A 13,349-nucleotide genomic window follows, 5' to 3' on the forward strand; every position below is an offset into this window, starting at 1 on the left:
AAGAAGGAAGTATTATGTGGGGATATGTACATTTAATTTCTTGGGTAGCAATTGTTGTTTTAACCGTCACAGCGTTACTAATCTATTCAAAATCTGTTAAAGGATTTACCATGTTACAAATGATTAACCGAGTTTTTTATATTTTAGTCATATTAAGTGGAATTATGATGGTGCAGTACGGTGTGAAAGAAAGCTGGATTTTAGCTATATTTAAAATCTTAATGGGCATTATTGTAATTGGTGTGGTGGAAATGTTGCTTAGTTATAGAAAACAACAAAAGCCAACGGGAATGTTCTTAATGATTTTCATTATAGTTGTAGTAATAACCGTATCACTGGGCTTTTATTTATCAGGCGGTTATCCATTATTTAATTAAAAATCAAAAAAATAATAAAAAAGACTTCTCTTTTCTCTAGAAAGTTGGTATGTTATGTTAGGGCCAAAAAAGGAGAGAAGAAAATGAGTTCAAAATTAGTGTATAAAGAATATGCTAAAAAAACCGCTATTGCTATCATAGCAGCACTTTTAAATGCAATTGGTATGAACTTCTTTTTAATACCAGCTCAAGTTTATGCTGCTGGATTAAATGGGGTTGCGCAGCTAGGATCAGACATGTTACGTGATACAATGAATATTTCGATTTCGACAGGGTTACTTGTTCTGTTGTTAAATATTCCTGTTGCTATTTTAGGTTGGTTAAAAGTAGGGAAATCCTTTACTGTTTTTAGCTTTTTAACTGTTGCTTTTATGTCTTTTTTCTTAATTGTTATTCCGGAAGTACAAGTTTCAAATGACATTTTACTTAATGCGATTTTTGGAGCATTAATTGCTTCTGTAGGTGTTGGGTTAGCATTGAAATTTGGGATTTCGACAGGCGGTCTAGATATTTTAGCTATGTATATTACAATTAAAACAGGGCGTTCATTTGGGAAGTATTTCTTACTATTAAACGGTATTATCATTATTGTGGCAGGATTTGCTTATGATTGGACTTTTGCTCTTTATACGTTAATTTCTTTATATGTACAAAGTAGAGTAATTGACATTATCCATACTAGACATCAAAAGTTAACTGTGATGATTATGACTCAGCATTCTGAAACAGTTATTAAAGCTATCCATGAAAATATGGTACGAGGAATAACAGTGGTAGATGCGATGGGTGGATATTCAAAACAGGATGTTGCTATGCTAATCATGGTTATTACGCGTTATGAGCTATATGACATTACACATATTGTTGGAGAATTTGACCCTAAAGCATTTATTAATGTCATGGAAACTTCGAGTGTATTTGGAGATTTTCGTTCAGAAGCAGACCAAAAATTAGCACTAGCTATGTATAAAAATAAAATGATGTAAAAAAAGCTGCAAAGTCATGGTTGAAACAAAAAATTAGAGATTCTAACTTTTGTAAGGCCATACTTGCAGCTTTTTATTATAGGTTTAAGTTTTCTTCTAGATATAAAGCGATTCCGTCATCCTGGTTAGACGCGGTTACAACATTTGCGACGTTTTTCACGGATTCAGCGGCATTACCCATTGCAACGCCAACGCCGGCATAATCAAGCATCTGTAAATCATTCGTTTCGTCACCGAAAGCGATAATATCTTTACGGTCGAAGCCAAGTGTTTTTGCAGCAGCTTGGACACCGATTGCTTTATGAATGCCAAACTTGATAATTTCTACAGCTGGCCAAGCAGATGCTCCCCAAGTATGGTGAGAAATAACGCCAGAAAGTGATTCATCTAAATGTTTACTAATTAAATCTAGTTGATCAAGTTGACCGAAAAATAATAGCGATGTTGCATCTGATGTAATGGCATCGCGAATATTTCCAAATACAATATTTTCTGTTCCTAAATGGAATGTCTCTGGTACACTATTATTGCGTTCTTTCAAAAAGACATTATCCTCTACTTCAGCCGCAATATTATCTAGCGCAAAATCATTGGAGAAATCAAGCAATTCTCGAACTACTTGTAAATCAATTGCGTGATGATAGCCTTCAGCAAAAGTAGTGAGTCTTGGATGATGATAAACAGCACCGTTAAAATTTACAATAGGTGTAGTTAATTCAAGCTCATGATAATACGAGCCACTAATGCGGTAAGGGCGTCCTGTTGCGATCATTACTTCGTGACCGGCCATTCGTGCTTTTTCTAATGTGTTTTTAGTATGCGAGGAGATAGTTAAATCATCTCTAAGTGTTGTGCCATCAAGGTCTAGTACGATTAATTTTTTAGACATAGTTTGCTCCTTTAATTCATATGGTTAGTTCATAACTGCCCTTCATGCTAAAATAAGGGCACAGGTTAATGATAGACGTTTATTACCTATTTGTAAATGATTCCGTTCTTTACAATAACTCAATAAAACCTATAGAAATGAGGCTTCACAATGATTCAAGTAGAAAATGAACTAATTGCGGGAATTCCAGTTTTACATATTAGTAATCGTGAAAATGCAGAAAAAGAGTTACCGACTATTATTTTTTATCACGGATTCACTTCACAAAAAGAACTTTATTTACATTACGGGTATTTGCTTGCACAACGAGGTTTTAGGGTGGTTTTACCTGATGCTAAGTTACACGGGGAACGTCTTCAAGGCGCGAATCCGGAAGATCAAGCTACTTATTTTTGGGATGTTATTGAAACGAATATTACTGAATTTCCGCTCATTACAGAGGAATTAATTAAAACAGGGAAAACAGATGCCAACCGTATTGGTGTTGGAGGAGTTTCGATGGGAGCAATTACATCCCTTGGTTTACTCGGACAATATGATTATATTAAAGTGGCAGTTAGTTTAATGGGAAGCGCTTATTATGTTGACTTTGCTAAAGAATTATCTAAATATGCTTTGGCCCAGGGATTAACTTTTCCTTATGATGTTGATGAACGGATTTTAGCTTTACAAAAATACGATTTAACCCAAAACATTACGAAAATTAATAACCGCCCATTGTTACTTTGGCACGGGAAAAAAGATGATGTAGTTCCCTTTGCGTACAGTGAAAAACTATATCAGACATTGGTTGAAGAGAGCTTAGCAGACAATGTCGAATTTATTATTGATGATAATGCAAAACACAAAGTTTCAGTTGAAGGAATGCTACAAGGAGTTAGCTTTTTTGAGAAATTCTTATAATGAAAATCATTCTCATATATGATACAATAAATGTACAAAATTGCAAAAAGGAGGCATATGCTTCATGGATGAGCAACTAAAAGAAAATCTAATGGGCGCGCTGGAACAAGTAATTGATCCGGAGCTTGGAATTGATATTGTAAACATTGGACTTGTATACGATGTTGAGTTAGATGAAGATGGGCTTTGTACCGTATCAATGACGCTTACGACGATGGGTTGTCCACTTGCAGGGATTTTAACAGAGCAAGTGCAAATGGCATTAAGTGATATCCCAGAAGTAAAAGATACGAATGTGAATCTTGTTTGGAATCCACCTTGGACGAAAGATCGTATGTCACGCTATGCAAAAATAGCACTTGGTATACGTTAAATTAAATAAAATTAACAGGTAGGGCGTATGTTGCGTCGTGCCTGTTATTTTTATACGAATGAATCGAGGGATTTTAAATGAACTATGAACTAATAAGTGATTATAAAGACAATAAAATGTACCGTGATAGTTTTAATAAACTTGCAGAAAGTACGTTTGATATTAATTTTGAAGAATGGTTTCAAAAAGGGTTTTGGAATGATAAATATATTTGTTATTCTTATGTGGATAAAAATGAAATCATTGCGAATGTTTCTATCAATAAAATGGATTTGATTTATCAGGGGAAGGATTGCAAGGCGCTTCAAATAGGCACAGTAATGACTCATCCAGAGTATCGCGGCCAAGGGCTTATGAATCAGTTATTGAATCACGTAATTACTAAGTATGAACATGACTATGATTTTCTTTATCTTTTTGCAAATGATTCTGTGCTTGATTTTTATCCGAAGTTTGGATTTGAGCGAGTGGAAGAGAGTAGTTTTACCGTGGATGCTAGTAGTCTAAAAAAGAAATTTTCCAAAATAAAAAAGCTGAATCCCGATAATAAAACCGATTTCCAGCTAATTCAGCGTATTGTATCCGAACGAGTACCACTTTCTAGTACGCTTGCTGTGAAAAATAGTGAAGACTTGCTTATGTTTTATTTATTGATAGCTTTAAAAAATGATATTTACTATATAGAAGAAATAGATGCAATTGTATTATTTGAGCGAGAAGAGACGGACTTATATGTATTAGATATTTTTAGTGTCAAAAAACTAGATGTGGTGGAAGTTTTAAGTTATTTGCTTAGTGACGGAATCATGACTATACATCTCTTATTTACGCCTGAAAAAGATACGCGTATTGACGCGGCATATATTATCGAGACGGAAGATATATTATTTGTGCGCCCGAAAATCCTTACAAGTGAATCTTATTTCTTATTTCCAGCTACGTCTCATGCTTAAGCTAGCTGATTTTCTAATTTTGTTAGGCGTTTTTCTAAGTTTTGTTGATGTTTATATTGTTCAATGATTCTTTTGGCTAGTTGTAGTTCGGCTTGGGCAGTCATTAAATGGTCTTGTCCATGAATTAATAAAAATGACGGGTGTGCTACGGTTTCAGTGTCGCGAATCGAGACTAGTTTTGTTTGCCAAACGTGACCTTCTTGAAACTGTTCTTGGGCCATTTGCAAATGCTTGTCTGCCTGATCAAATTGGTATTTTTCAGCATAATCAATTGCTTTATATGCTTCTTTACGTGTGTTTCCCCCATGTAAAATGAGTTTTACAACAGCTTCTTCTACTTGAATTTCCATTTTTCCACCCCAACAGTTGATTGTTTTCTTTTATTGTAGCAAATGGCTGAACGGTATGACAATAAATTAGCAATAAATCAGCCTATGGAAGGATGTATTTCATTTCGTTGAGCGTATAATGAGATGTAGAAAAAGGTGTGGAGGGATTAAAATGGAAGAACGTTTGTATGAACTAGAAGATAAAGTGCAGGATTTAGAGCTAGAAGTACACGATTTACGTGAAAGAATTCAACTACTCGAAGATAGACCAGCTGCTCGTCCTAGCCTGATTGGACACAATGTATGGGTTTTAATTCCATTAGTCGCTATTTTTTCATGGATGATTGTTGAAATCTTTGGTTAAAAGGAGCCTGTAATAGTCTCCTTTTTATTTATAAAAAATTATTTTATACAAAAGTATGCGATAATAGTAAAGCTTTTCTTGTTTTTTTTAAGTTCGTCACAAAAAATCTATATTTATTTACTTGCTTTTTTTGAGAAGAATAGTAAAATAAGTTATAGGATAGAGTTTTACCTCGATGAAAGTTTCATTTTATAAATGTGATTTTCATGGGGATAAGACCCTATCATGGTTATAATGACTTTTGGTGTATCCATCTTCCAATAGAATGGCAACTAGTCAGACATCTGTTTAGACACCAAAATCATTATTTGTTTTCATTCATCTCATTGGCCGTGTAGTTTATGTCTATGCCTCATCCCGTTATGCATAGACGACCGAACATGATGGCAACGCTGGAAATGTTTATTTCGAGCGTCTTTTTTTGTCTTCTTTTATAGGCTGAATAATTTAATAACAATCTAGTTATTGTTATACTATAGAAGAGGATAGGAGGAGATTTATATGACTTTAAAAGGTAAAAAAGTTATTGCACTTGTTAGTGAAGACTTTGAGGATTTAGAGCTATGGTATCCGGTGCTTAGATTACGCGAGGCAGGTGCTTCGGTACATTTAGTTGCAGAGGAAGCTAAAAAAGTTTATCACGGTAAGTACGGAGTTCCTGTTACTTCTGATTATGATTTTGATTCTGTTCGCGCAGAAGATTATGATGGAATCTTAGTCCCAGGTGGTTGGTCCCCAGATAAGCTGCGTCGTTTTGACAGCGTACTTAATTTGGTTCGCGCGTTTGATAAAGCGAAAAAACCAATCGGACAAATTTGCCACGCTGGTTGGGTACTTGTTTCTGCCGGAATTTTAGAAGGTGTAAATGTAACAAGTACGCCAGGAATTAAAGATGATATGACTAATGCGGGAGCTATTTGGCATAATGAGCCAGTTGTAACAGACGGGCACATTATTTCGAGTCGCCGCCCGCCAGATCTACCAGAATATTTACCAGCGTTCATTTCCGCTTTAGAAGATTAAAAAAAGAAGCATTTCCGTTTTGGGAATGCTTCTTTTTATTTTAAAAGTAAAAAGTAATAATAAAGCCGATAAAGCTAGGAATTGCTGCAACTAAAAGCAGGATACTCCAGCGTAATTGGCTTTTTCGACTTGGATTTCCACTACGCCCACCAAAGGATACGAATGCAGATAAGATAATGGAGGCAAAAACAATGATAGTTGTTACGATGGAATATAAGGTGGATACAGTGTAGTCAGGCATCAGAAAACTTGCTAGGAAAACTACAACAGCAAGTGCGACACCAGCGAGCAGTGATTTTAAAAACACGACAAGTTCAACTCATTTCTAATTAGTTTCTCTCTTCTTTATAGCAAAAGAGTGAGTTTTTGTCCAATAAAAAAGCGCCTACCTAAGTTTGGTAGACGCTAGTCGTTTATTAATGTGGTAAAAATGCAACGAGGATGAAGAATAATACGGCGATAACGATTAAGAACCAGTTAAGTTCGCGCCATTTGCCAGTAAATACTTTTAATACTGGGTAAGAAATGAAACCAAATGCTAAGCCGATAGCAATACTTGAAGTAAGTGGCATAGCTAGAATAACTAAGAAAGCAGGGAAAGCTTCATCTAGTGTATCCCAGTCGATTTCTTTTACAGCACCAATCATCATGCTACCAACAATGATTAGAGCTGGTGCAGTGATAGCGGAAATTCCTGATACAGCACCAACAAGTGGAGCGAAGAATGCCGACACCATGAACAAGATAGCTACTGTAAGTGTAGTAAGACCAGTACGTCCACCAGTTGCAACCCCAGCAGAAGATTCAATGTAGGCACTTGTTGGAGTTGTACCAAACATAGAACCAACACTTGTTGCAACCGCATCAGCCATTAATGCTTGTTTCGCATTTGGTAATGATTCGCCTTTCATTAGGCCAGCTTTTTTTGCAACACCAATCATTGTTCCGGTTGTATCAAAAATCGTTATAAGTAAGAAGGACAGGACGACAGCATAGAGCCCGTAACTCATCACATCACCAAAAGCGTGAATAGGGTTAGTGAAGACGAATTCTGGCATTGGCGGAAGTTTGACGATACCTTCTGTAAATTTAAGTTCACCTGTGATAAAAGCGATGATACCAGTTGCAATCATCCCAATAAATAAAGCCCCTTTTACATTTAAAGCAAGCAAGATTAAAGTGATTAAAAGACCAACAATAGCTAAAATAGCTTCTTTGGAATGTAAGTCACCTAAACCTACTAAGTTAGAATCGTTAGAAACAATAATACCTGTCATACGGAAGCCAAGGAAAGCGATAAATAAACCAATACCAGCAGTAATCCCAGCTTTTAAATTATGTGGAATGGCTTCAATGATTTTTTCACGAAGCGGTGTTAAAGATAATAGTAAGAAAATAATACCTGCTACAAAGACCGCAGCGAATGCGACCGAATAATCTAGTTTTTGAGTTGTAACTACTGTTACGAAATAAGCATTCATACCAAGTCCTGGCGCAATTGCGATTGGATAGTTAGCGAAAATCGCCATCCATAATGTACCAATGACTGCAGAGATGATAGTTGCCATAAATACGGTATTGAATGGAACACCTGCTGCGGAAAGAATGGCTGGGTTAACTACTACGATATATACCATCGTTAGGAATGTAGTAAAACCAGAGATAACTTCAGTTTTTACATCTGTACCGTTTGCTTTTAATTGAAACATGCGTGTGTTTCACTCCTTTTTTAAAATCATGCTTAATGGTAAATAACGAACATTAAAAACCACAACTTCAATATTATTCGTTTTTTACCAAAAAAGCAACCCCTTTTGGAAGATTTCTTAAATAGTTTATCTATGTTACAATGAAAGTATCACTTATACTAGGGGGATGCATGTGAAAGCAGTTGTTTTTGATTTTGATGGAACTATGCTTGATACGGAGAATTTATGGTACACGGAGACAATGAAATATTTGAAAGATACGTACAATATTGATTTGCCAGATGAAATTTATCAGCAAATTATCGGTACAAGTGAAGAACCAATTATTAGCTATATGATGGAAGCAACGAACGGGGCTTTTGATAAAGAAGCATTTTTAACTACCGTGGCGGAAGCTTGTCATCTCGGGCAACAATCACTTGGTTTTCGTAATGGCTTTAAAGAATTTTTTGAACAAGTAAAAGCGAATGATTATAAAATTGGGCTTGCAACGAGTTCGGGATTTGATTGGATTGAGCCTACGCTGGATCGTCTGGGCATTTTAGCTGATTTTGAGACGATACAAACGGCGGATCATGTCGATGAAATTAAACCACATCCAGCACTTTATTTACAAGCAGTGGAAGCCCTTGGTGTAAAGCCGGAAGAAGCAATCGCGATAGAAGACTCGAAAAATGGTGCGTTATCAGCTCTACAGGCGGGTTTAAAAGTTTACATCGTACCTAATGAAGCGACGAAAAATATCACTTTTCCAAAAGAAGCAACAGTTGTTTCTTCTTTTGCAGAAATCAAATTAAAATAAAAAAAAGAGCAAACTTGCTGATGAAGCGAGTTTGCTCTTTTTATTAGAAGGTTAATTTGGCTAAACGGTTGAATGCTTCTTCTAGTACGCTAATATCTTGCGTTGCGGCTAGGCGAACGTAATTATCACCTGATTCACCAAAAGCTAACCCTGGAATAACGAGTACTTGTGTTTCTTTTAAAACGTATTCTGTAAAGGAAACGGAATCCATTTTTGTTTTAGAAATATTAATAAATGCATAAATGGATCCTTTTAGCGGGTGTAAGGAAAGATATGGAATTTCTGCTACTCGTTTTGCGATATATTCTAGGCGTTTTTGGAAGGTTTCTGTTACTAAAGGAATTAGTGTCTCAGAATGGTTCAAAGCGTAAATAGCAGCTCGTTGGGACGGTGACGGAGCTGAATAAGTAATTCCTTCGTTAATAATTTTTGCTGCTTCATTTAAATAGGTAGGGGCAATCATATACCCAAGGCGCCAACCTGTCATTGCGAAATTTTTTGACATACTTCCGAACGTGATTGTATGATCGGGCGCGAATTTGGCCATCGGTACGAAGTCTTCATAAAAACTAAAACCATCATACACTTCATCAGATAAAATAAAGAAGTCATATTTTTTCGCTAGATTGGCGATTTTTTCAAAAGTTTCTGGGGAAAAGACAGCGCCGGTTGGATTATTAGGTGAATTTAAAATTAAAGCTTTGGTTTTATTTGTAATAGCTGCTTCTAAAATATCAACATTAATGGCAAAACCATCTTTTTCGTAGGTTGGAATAATGATTGGCGTACCACCAGAGTTTAACACTTGATCTTTATAAGGGGAGAAGTATGGTTCGTGAATAATGACTTCATCACCGTCATCTAAAATCGTTTGCAAGGTCAGATACATACCATGAAGTGCGCCAACTGTGGCACGGATTTGGCTTCGTTCAAAAGACAGATCATAATTGCGACTGAAATAACCACGAATGGCGTCAATTAATTCAACATCCCCACCAGATTCTGTATATTTTGTGTGACCAGCGCGTACGTCTTCAAAAGCCGCATTAATAATCGAGGCATCTGTGATTAAATCAGGGTCGCCAATAGATAAATCTAGAATATCCGGCATTGTTTTTGCAAGCGTTCCAATATCAGCTAGGATATTAACGGGCATTTGTTGATGTTTTTTAGCAATTTTTGAGTTATTCATCATGTTTAATTAGCTCCTTTTCTCTATAAGTGCAGATAAACGCCTCACCGAGAAATAGGTGAGACGTAATCTATGTTTATGCTAAAACTTTTCCTAAAAAGTCTTTAGTACGATCGTTTTGCGGGTTTCCGAATACTTCTTCGGGCGTGCCTTGTTCTTGAATCACGCCGGCATCCATGAAGACAACGCGATCGGCAACTTCTCTTGCGAAGCCCATTTCGTGTGTGACGACAACCATCGTCATGCCTTCTTTAGCAAGTGACTTCATTACGCTTAATACTTCCCCGACCATTTCGGGATCGAGTGCGGAAGTTGGTTCATCGAATAGCATTACGTCAGGATTCATTGCAAGGGCTCTGGCAATGGCTACCCGTTGTTGTTGTCCACCAGAAAGCTGGGAAGGATAGCTAGTTGCTTTATCAGCTAAGCCAACTTTTTCAAGTAGAGAAAGCGCATGTTCTTTAGCTGCTGTACTATCTTCATTTTTTACTTTCATTGGGGCTAGCATTAGGTTTTCAAGGACGTTTTTATGTGGGAATAAGTTGAAGTTTTGGAAAACCATGCCCATTTTTTGACGAAGTTCGTTGACGTTTGTTTGTTTTGCCATTAGGTCTTTGTTTTCAAAAAGAATCGTGCCGGTTGTTGGTTGTTCTAATAAGTTCAGGCAACGTAAGAAGGTACTTTTCCCGCTTCCGGAAGGGCCGATAACTACGACCACTTCTCCGGATGCGATTTCAAGGTCAATGCCTTTTAAGACTTCTAATTTACCGAAATGTTTGTGTAAGTTTTTAATATTAATCACTTGTTCTCATTCTCCTTTCAGCAACACCTAGTAGTCTTGACAAGCTAAATGTTAGTACAAAGTAAATTAATGATGTGATGATTAGTGGTATAAACGGTTTGAAGCTTGCACCTTGGACTACGCCAGTCATAAACATTAGTTCTGTTACACCAATGACGGATACGATGGAAGATTCCTTAATAACAGTAACGAATTCATTCCCAAGTGCAGGAAGAATATTTTTTACGGCTTGTGGCAAGATGATGTAACGCATGCTTGCTCCTTGTGTCATACCAAGAGAACGAGCTGCTTCCATTTGACCTTTGTTGACAGCAGAAATACCTGCGCGGATAATTTCAGCAACATAAGCGGCACTATTTAGCGATAGGGCGATACAACCAGAAACAAAGGCGGATACGTCCATACCGATAATTTGAGTTCCGAAAAAGACAATGAAAATTTGAATTAGAAGTGGCGTACCACGGACAAATTCAATATAACAAGCTGCTGGCCAGCGTAACCATCTTGTTTTTGCAAGTTTCATGAGAGCTAGTAATGAGCCGAGAATGGCACCACATAATACGCCAATTGCAGCAAGAGCAATCGTAATCAATGTACCAGTGATAAAGTAATTACCATACTTCTCGTAAAAACTACCGTCTTGGAACATTAATTTGTTGGCTTCGTTTTGATATTTCTTCAGTAAGCCAGTATCTTGTATATCTTTAATAGAAGCGTTGACTTTTTCTTGTAAAGCAGTGGAACCTTTTGGCATTGCAATGGCTGTTTCTTTGCTACCATTAACAAATTTAATATCTGCTAATGCGAGTGTTTTATCCTGGCTAATATAAGCTTCTGCAACTGGTCCTTCTAAAACTACTGCATCGAGCTTGTTGCTTTTAAGGTTCAAAATTAAATCAGGTACTTTTTGAAGTGAAACAACGTCAGAACCAACTAGTTCATTTTTGGCTAATTCTTCTTGGGTTGTTTGTTTTTGGGCACCAACTTTAACGCCATTAAAATCATTTACACTTGTAAATTTCTCTTTATCCGTTTTTCTAATCACAACGCGCTGTTGTACAAACATATACGGGTCAGAGAAATCAACTTCTTTTTGACGTTCTGGAGTTGGTGACATACCAGAAATAATCATATCAATCTTGCCGGTTTTTAGTGAACCGAGCAAACTATCGAAGTTCATTTCTTTAATATCTAATTTAACGTCTAAATCTTTGGCAATTTTTTCAGCGATACTTACATCAAAACCGACAACCTTATCTTTACCGTCGATGGTTTGATGGAATTCATACGGCGGATAATCAGCGGAAAGTCCAACTGTTAAAACACCTTTTTCTTGGATTTTAGTTAAAGTTTCATCTTGTGTATCAGCGGCGAACACTGTTGTGAAGCCAGAAAATACAAATATAAAAATAAGTAAAATTGCTGCGAACTTTTGTAATACATGCTTCTGCATAAGTACAACTCCCTCTAGTATTTGAGTAATTTATGATAAATGAATCGTTATTATCGATGTTTATTATAATACATCAAAATGAGTAAATATGCAATAAGTTTTTAAAATAAACATGATTTGTTCTTGTGTTTATTAGTTTTATTCAAAAAAATGTATAAAAAGAGCCTTGCTATAACAAGGCTCTAAATAAATTATAAGACGAATCTTAGTACGTAGAAGATAAGAGCTGCAATCGTTGCAGAAATAGGAAGTGTGATAACCCATGTAATAATCATGCGTTGTGCAGTATCCCATTTTACTCCTTTAACACGGTGAGCTGTTCCAACACCAAGGATAGAAGAGCTGATTACGTGTGTTGTACTAACTGGTAAATGAATGAAAGTGGCACCGAAAATGATAATAACAGAACTTAAGTCAGCTGCTACACCGTTAACGGGTTTGATTTTCATGATTTTACCGCCGACTGTTTTGATGATTTTCCAACCACCAATACTTGTACCAATCGCCATAGCTACCGCACAGGATACTTGAACCCATAATTGCACATCGTCTGTTGATTGGAAACCACTGGCAATTAAAGCCATTGTGATAATCCCCATTGATTTTTGTGCATCATTTGTTCCGTGTGTGTAAGATTGTAGCGCGGCTGTACCGACTTGAATCATCCGGAAGCGCCGATTGGTCGTGGCTAAGTTTAAGTTCTTCAAGAAAATCTTGAAGAGTGAATATATCGTGTAACCGACTACGAAAGCAAGTACAGGAGATACTAATAAACCAACAATGATTTTAGTAAATCCACTGTATTCGATAGCTGCAAATCCGGCTGATGCAATAGCTGCACCTGCAATGGAACCAATCAAGGCATGAGAGGAACTACTAGGAATCCCGAAATACCAAGTAATTAAGTTCCATGCGATTGCCGAAAGTAATGCTGCTAAAATAACAAGTTCCCCGTGATCTAAGTCAAATGGGTTAACAATGTCTTTTGTAATAGTTTTAGCAACCCCTGTGAATGAAATAGCACCCACAAAGTTCATTACTGCTGCAAGAATAATCGCATGTCGTGGTTTTAAGGCTTTTGTAGAGACACTAGTCGCAATTGCGTTGGCTGTATCATGAAACCCATTGATTAGGTCAAATGCAAGCGCAGCAAGTACGATGACAAGGGTGATTAGAAACATTCCTTCCATCTAT

Annotated in this window: 16 protein-coding genes and 1 pseudogene; 9 read left to right on the plus strand and 8 right to left on the minus strand. The window is 36.6% G+C overall.

Annotated features, from left to right (window positions below):
- The first annotated feature begins 14 nt into the window (after window positions 1-14).
- On the plus strand, window positions 15-377 hold the full coding sequence (locus OC533_RS11580) for a YisL family protein (RefSeq protein ID WP_194323563.1): 363 nt from the start codon (window positions 15-17) through the stop codon (window positions 375-377).
- Window positions 378-460: 83 nt separating this feature from the next.
- Window positions 461-1,363, plus strand: coding sequence for a YitT family protein (locus OC533_RS11585; protein WP_010991142.1), 903 nt, complete (start codon window positions 461-463; stop codon window positions 1,361-1,363).
- Between the two features lie 76 nt (window positions 1,364-1,439).
- Here the strand turns inward: OC533_RS11585 and OC533_RS11590 are convergent, their stop codons facing one another.
- Complete coding sequence (locus OC533_RS11590; protein WP_003763644.1) at window positions 1,440-2,252, minus strand: Cof-type HAD-IIB family hydrolase; 813 nt, start codon at window positions 2,250-2,252, stop codon at window positions 1,440-1,442.
- 150 nt (window positions 2,253-2,402) lie between these two features.
- On the opposite strand from OC533_RS11590, the gene yjfP reads away from it, so the two are divergent.
- The 3 genes from yjfP (at window position 2,403) to OC533_RS11605 (ending at window position 4,481) form a co-directional block, all read left to right on the plus strand.
- Entirely contained in the window at window positions 2,403-3,155 is a 753-nt protein-coding gene (gene yjfP, locus OC533_RS11595) for an esterase (RefSeq protein WP_003769897.1), read from the plus strand.
- A 64-nt stretch (window positions 3,156-3,219) separates the two neighbouring features.
- Window positions 3,220-3,528 carry a metal-sulfur cluster assembly factor gene (locus OC533_RS11600; protein ID WP_003763640.1) on the plus strand — a complete coding sequence of 103 codons (309 nt, stop codon included), beginning with the start codon at window positions 3,220-3,222 and terminating at the stop codon, window positions 3,526-3,528.
- A 77-nt stretch (window positions 3,529-3,605) separates the two neighbouring features.
- Window positions 3,606-4,481: a GNAT family N-acetyltransferase gene (locus OC533_RS11605; protein ID WP_194323564.1), complete on the plus strand. Its 876-nt coding sequence runs from the start codon at window positions 3,606-3,608 to the stop codon at window positions 4,479-4,481.
- On the opposite strand, the gene OC533_RS11610 is transcribed toward OC533_RS11605, so the two are convergent.
- Window positions 4,478-4,831, minus strand: a complete 354-nt coding sequence (locus OC533_RS11610) for a PTS lactose/cellobiose transporter subunit IIA (protein ID WP_003763637.1) — start codon at window positions 4,829-4,831, stop codon at window positions 4,478-4,480. The two genes, OC533_RS11605 and OC533_RS11610, sit on opposite strands and share 4 nt — an antisense overlap.
- A gap of 151 nt (window positions 4,832-4,982) precedes the next feature.
- Between OC533_RS11610 and OC533_RS11615 the strand changes: the two genes are divergently transcribed.
- The 3 genes and pseudogenes from OC533_RS11615 (at window position 4,983) to OC533_RS11625 (ending at window position 6,197) form a co-directional block, all read left to right on the plus strand.
- Window positions 4,983-5,174: a hypothetical protein gene (locus tag OC533_RS11615; RefSeq protein ID WP_003763635.1), complete on the plus strand. Its 192-nt coding sequence runs from the start codon at window positions 4,983-4,985 to the stop codon at window positions 5,172-5,174.
- Between the two features lie 12 nt (window positions 5,175-5,186).
- Window positions 5,187-5,512 (plus strand): annotated as a pseudogene (locus tag OC533_RS11620) (hypothetical protein).
- A gap of 163 nt (window positions 5,513-5,675) precedes the next feature.
- Complete coding sequence (locus OC533_RS11625) at window positions 5,676-6,197, plus strand: type 1 glutamine amidotransferase domain-containing protein (protein ID WP_003723656.1); 522 nt, start codon at window positions 5,676-5,678, stop codon at window positions 6,195-6,197.
- Between the two features lie 40 nt (window positions 6,198-6,237).
- On the opposite strand, the gene OC533_RS11630 is transcribed toward OC533_RS11625, so the two are convergent.
- Both OC533_RS11630 and OC533_RS11635 read right to left on the minus strand, forming a co-directional pair.
- Complete coding sequence (locus OC533_RS11630) at window positions 6,238-6,504, minus strand: hypothetical protein (RefSeq protein WP_003763633.1); 267 nt, start codon at window positions 6,502-6,504, stop codon at window positions 6,238-6,240.
- A 109-nt stretch (window positions 6,505-6,613) separates the two neighbouring features.
- Window positions 6,614-7,906, minus strand: coding sequence for an NCS2 family permease (locus OC533_RS11635; RefSeq protein WP_003767704.1), 1,293 nt, complete (start codon window positions 7,904-7,906; stop codon window positions 6,614-6,616).
- Window positions 7,907-8,078: 172 nt separating this feature from the next.
- On the opposite strand from OC533_RS11635, the gene OC533_RS11640 reads away from it, so the two are divergent.
- Window positions 8,079-8,708 (plus strand): HAD family hydrolase, encoded by a 630-nt coding sequence (locus tag OC533_RS11640; protein ID WP_003763627.1) that lies wholly within the window; start codon window positions 8,079-8,081, stop codon window positions 8,706-8,708.
- 43 nt (window positions 8,709-8,751) lie between these two features.
- On the opposite strand, the gene OC533_RS11645 is transcribed toward OC533_RS11640, so the two are convergent.
- The 4 genes from OC533_RS11645 to OC533_RS11660 form a co-directional block, all read right to left on the minus strand.
- Window positions 8,752-9,900, minus strand: coding sequence for a pyridoxal phosphate-dependent aminotransferase (locus OC533_RS11645; protein ID WP_033533890.1), 1,149 nt, complete (start codon window positions 9,898-9,900; stop codon window positions 8,752-8,754).
- Between the two features lie 76 nt (window positions 9,901-9,976).
- Window positions 9,977-10,702, minus strand: coding sequence for an amino acid ABC transporter ATP-binding protein (locus OC533_RS11650; RefSeq protein ID WP_003768064.1), 726 nt, complete (start codon window positions 10,700-10,702; stop codon window positions 9,977-9,979).
- Window positions 10,695-12,155 (minus strand): ABC transporter permease subunit, encoded by a 1,461-nt coding sequence (locus OC533_RS11655; protein WP_112120266.1) that lies wholly within the window; start codon window positions 12,153-12,155, stop codon window positions 10,695-10,697. The genes OC533_RS11650 and OC533_RS11655 overlap by 8 nt, the downstream gene beginning before the upstream one ends.
- A 191-nt stretch (window positions 12,156-12,346) precedes the next feature.
- Complete coding sequence (locus tag OC533_RS11660) at window positions 12,347-13,345, minus strand: inorganic phosphate transporter (protein WP_003763620.1); 999 nt, start codon at window positions 13,343-13,345, stop codon at window positions 12,347-12,349.
- Between the last annotated feature and the right edge of the window lie 4 nt (window positions 13,346-13,349).

The organism is Listeria sp. Marseille-Q6474 (assembly GCF_946902005.1).
Lineage (GTDB): Bacteria > Bacillota > Bacilli > Lactobacillales > Listeriaceae > Listeria > Listeria innocua.

Bases quoted from the DNA above. Each gene is read 5' to 3' on its own strand.
- OC533_RS11625 (WP_003723656.1), top strand. From the start codon at position 5,676: ATGACTTTAAAAGGTAAAAAAGTTATTGCACTTGTTAGTGAAGACTTT.
- OC533_RS11610 (WP_003763637.1), bottom strand. From the start codon at position 4,831: ATGGAAATTCAAGTAGAAGAAGCTGTTGTAAAACTCATTTTACATGGG.
- OC533_RS11655 (WP_112120266.1), bottom strand. From the start codon at position 12,155: ATGCAGAAGCATGTATTACAAAAGTTCGCAGCAATTTTACTTATTTTT.
- OC533_RS11645 (WP_033533890.1), bottom strand. From the start codon at position 9,900: ATGAATAACTCAAAAATTGCTAAAAAACATCAACAAATGCCCGTTAAT.
- OC533_RS11580 (WP_194323563.1), top strand. From the start codon at position 15: ATGTGGGGATATGTACATTTAATTTCTTGGGTAGCAATTGTTGTTTTA.
- OC533_RS11660 (WP_003763620.1), bottom strand. From the start codon at position 13,345: ATGGAAGGAATGTTTCTAATCACCCTTGTCATCGTACTTGCTGCGCTT.
- yjfP (WP_003769897.1), top strand. From the start codon at position 2,403: ATGATTCAAGTAGAAAATGAACTAATTGCGGGAATTCCAGTTTTACAT.
- OC533_RS11615 (WP_003763635.1), top strand. From the start codon at position 4,983: ATGGAAGAACGTTTGTATGAACTAGAAGATAAAGTGCAGGATTTAGAG.
- OC533_RS11590 (WP_003763644.1), bottom strand. From the start codon at position 2,252: ATGTCTAAAAAATTAATCGTACTAGACCTTGATGGCACAACACTTAGA.
- OC533_RS11585 (WP_010991142.1), top strand. From the start codon at position 461: ATGAGTTCAAAATTAGTGTATAAAGAATATGCTAAAAAAACCGCTATT.
- OC533_RS11635 (WP_003767704.1), bottom strand. From the start codon at position 7,906: ATGTTTCAATTAAAAGCAAACGGTACAGATGTAAAAACTGAAGTTATC.
- OC533_RS11600 (WP_003763640.1), top strand. From the start codon at position 3,220: ATGGATGAGCAACTAAAAGAAAATCTAATGGGCGCGCTGGAACAAGTA.
- OC533_RS11605 (WP_194323564.1), top strand. From the start codon at position 3,606: ATGAACTATGAACTAATAAGTGATTATAAAGACAATAAAATGTACCGT.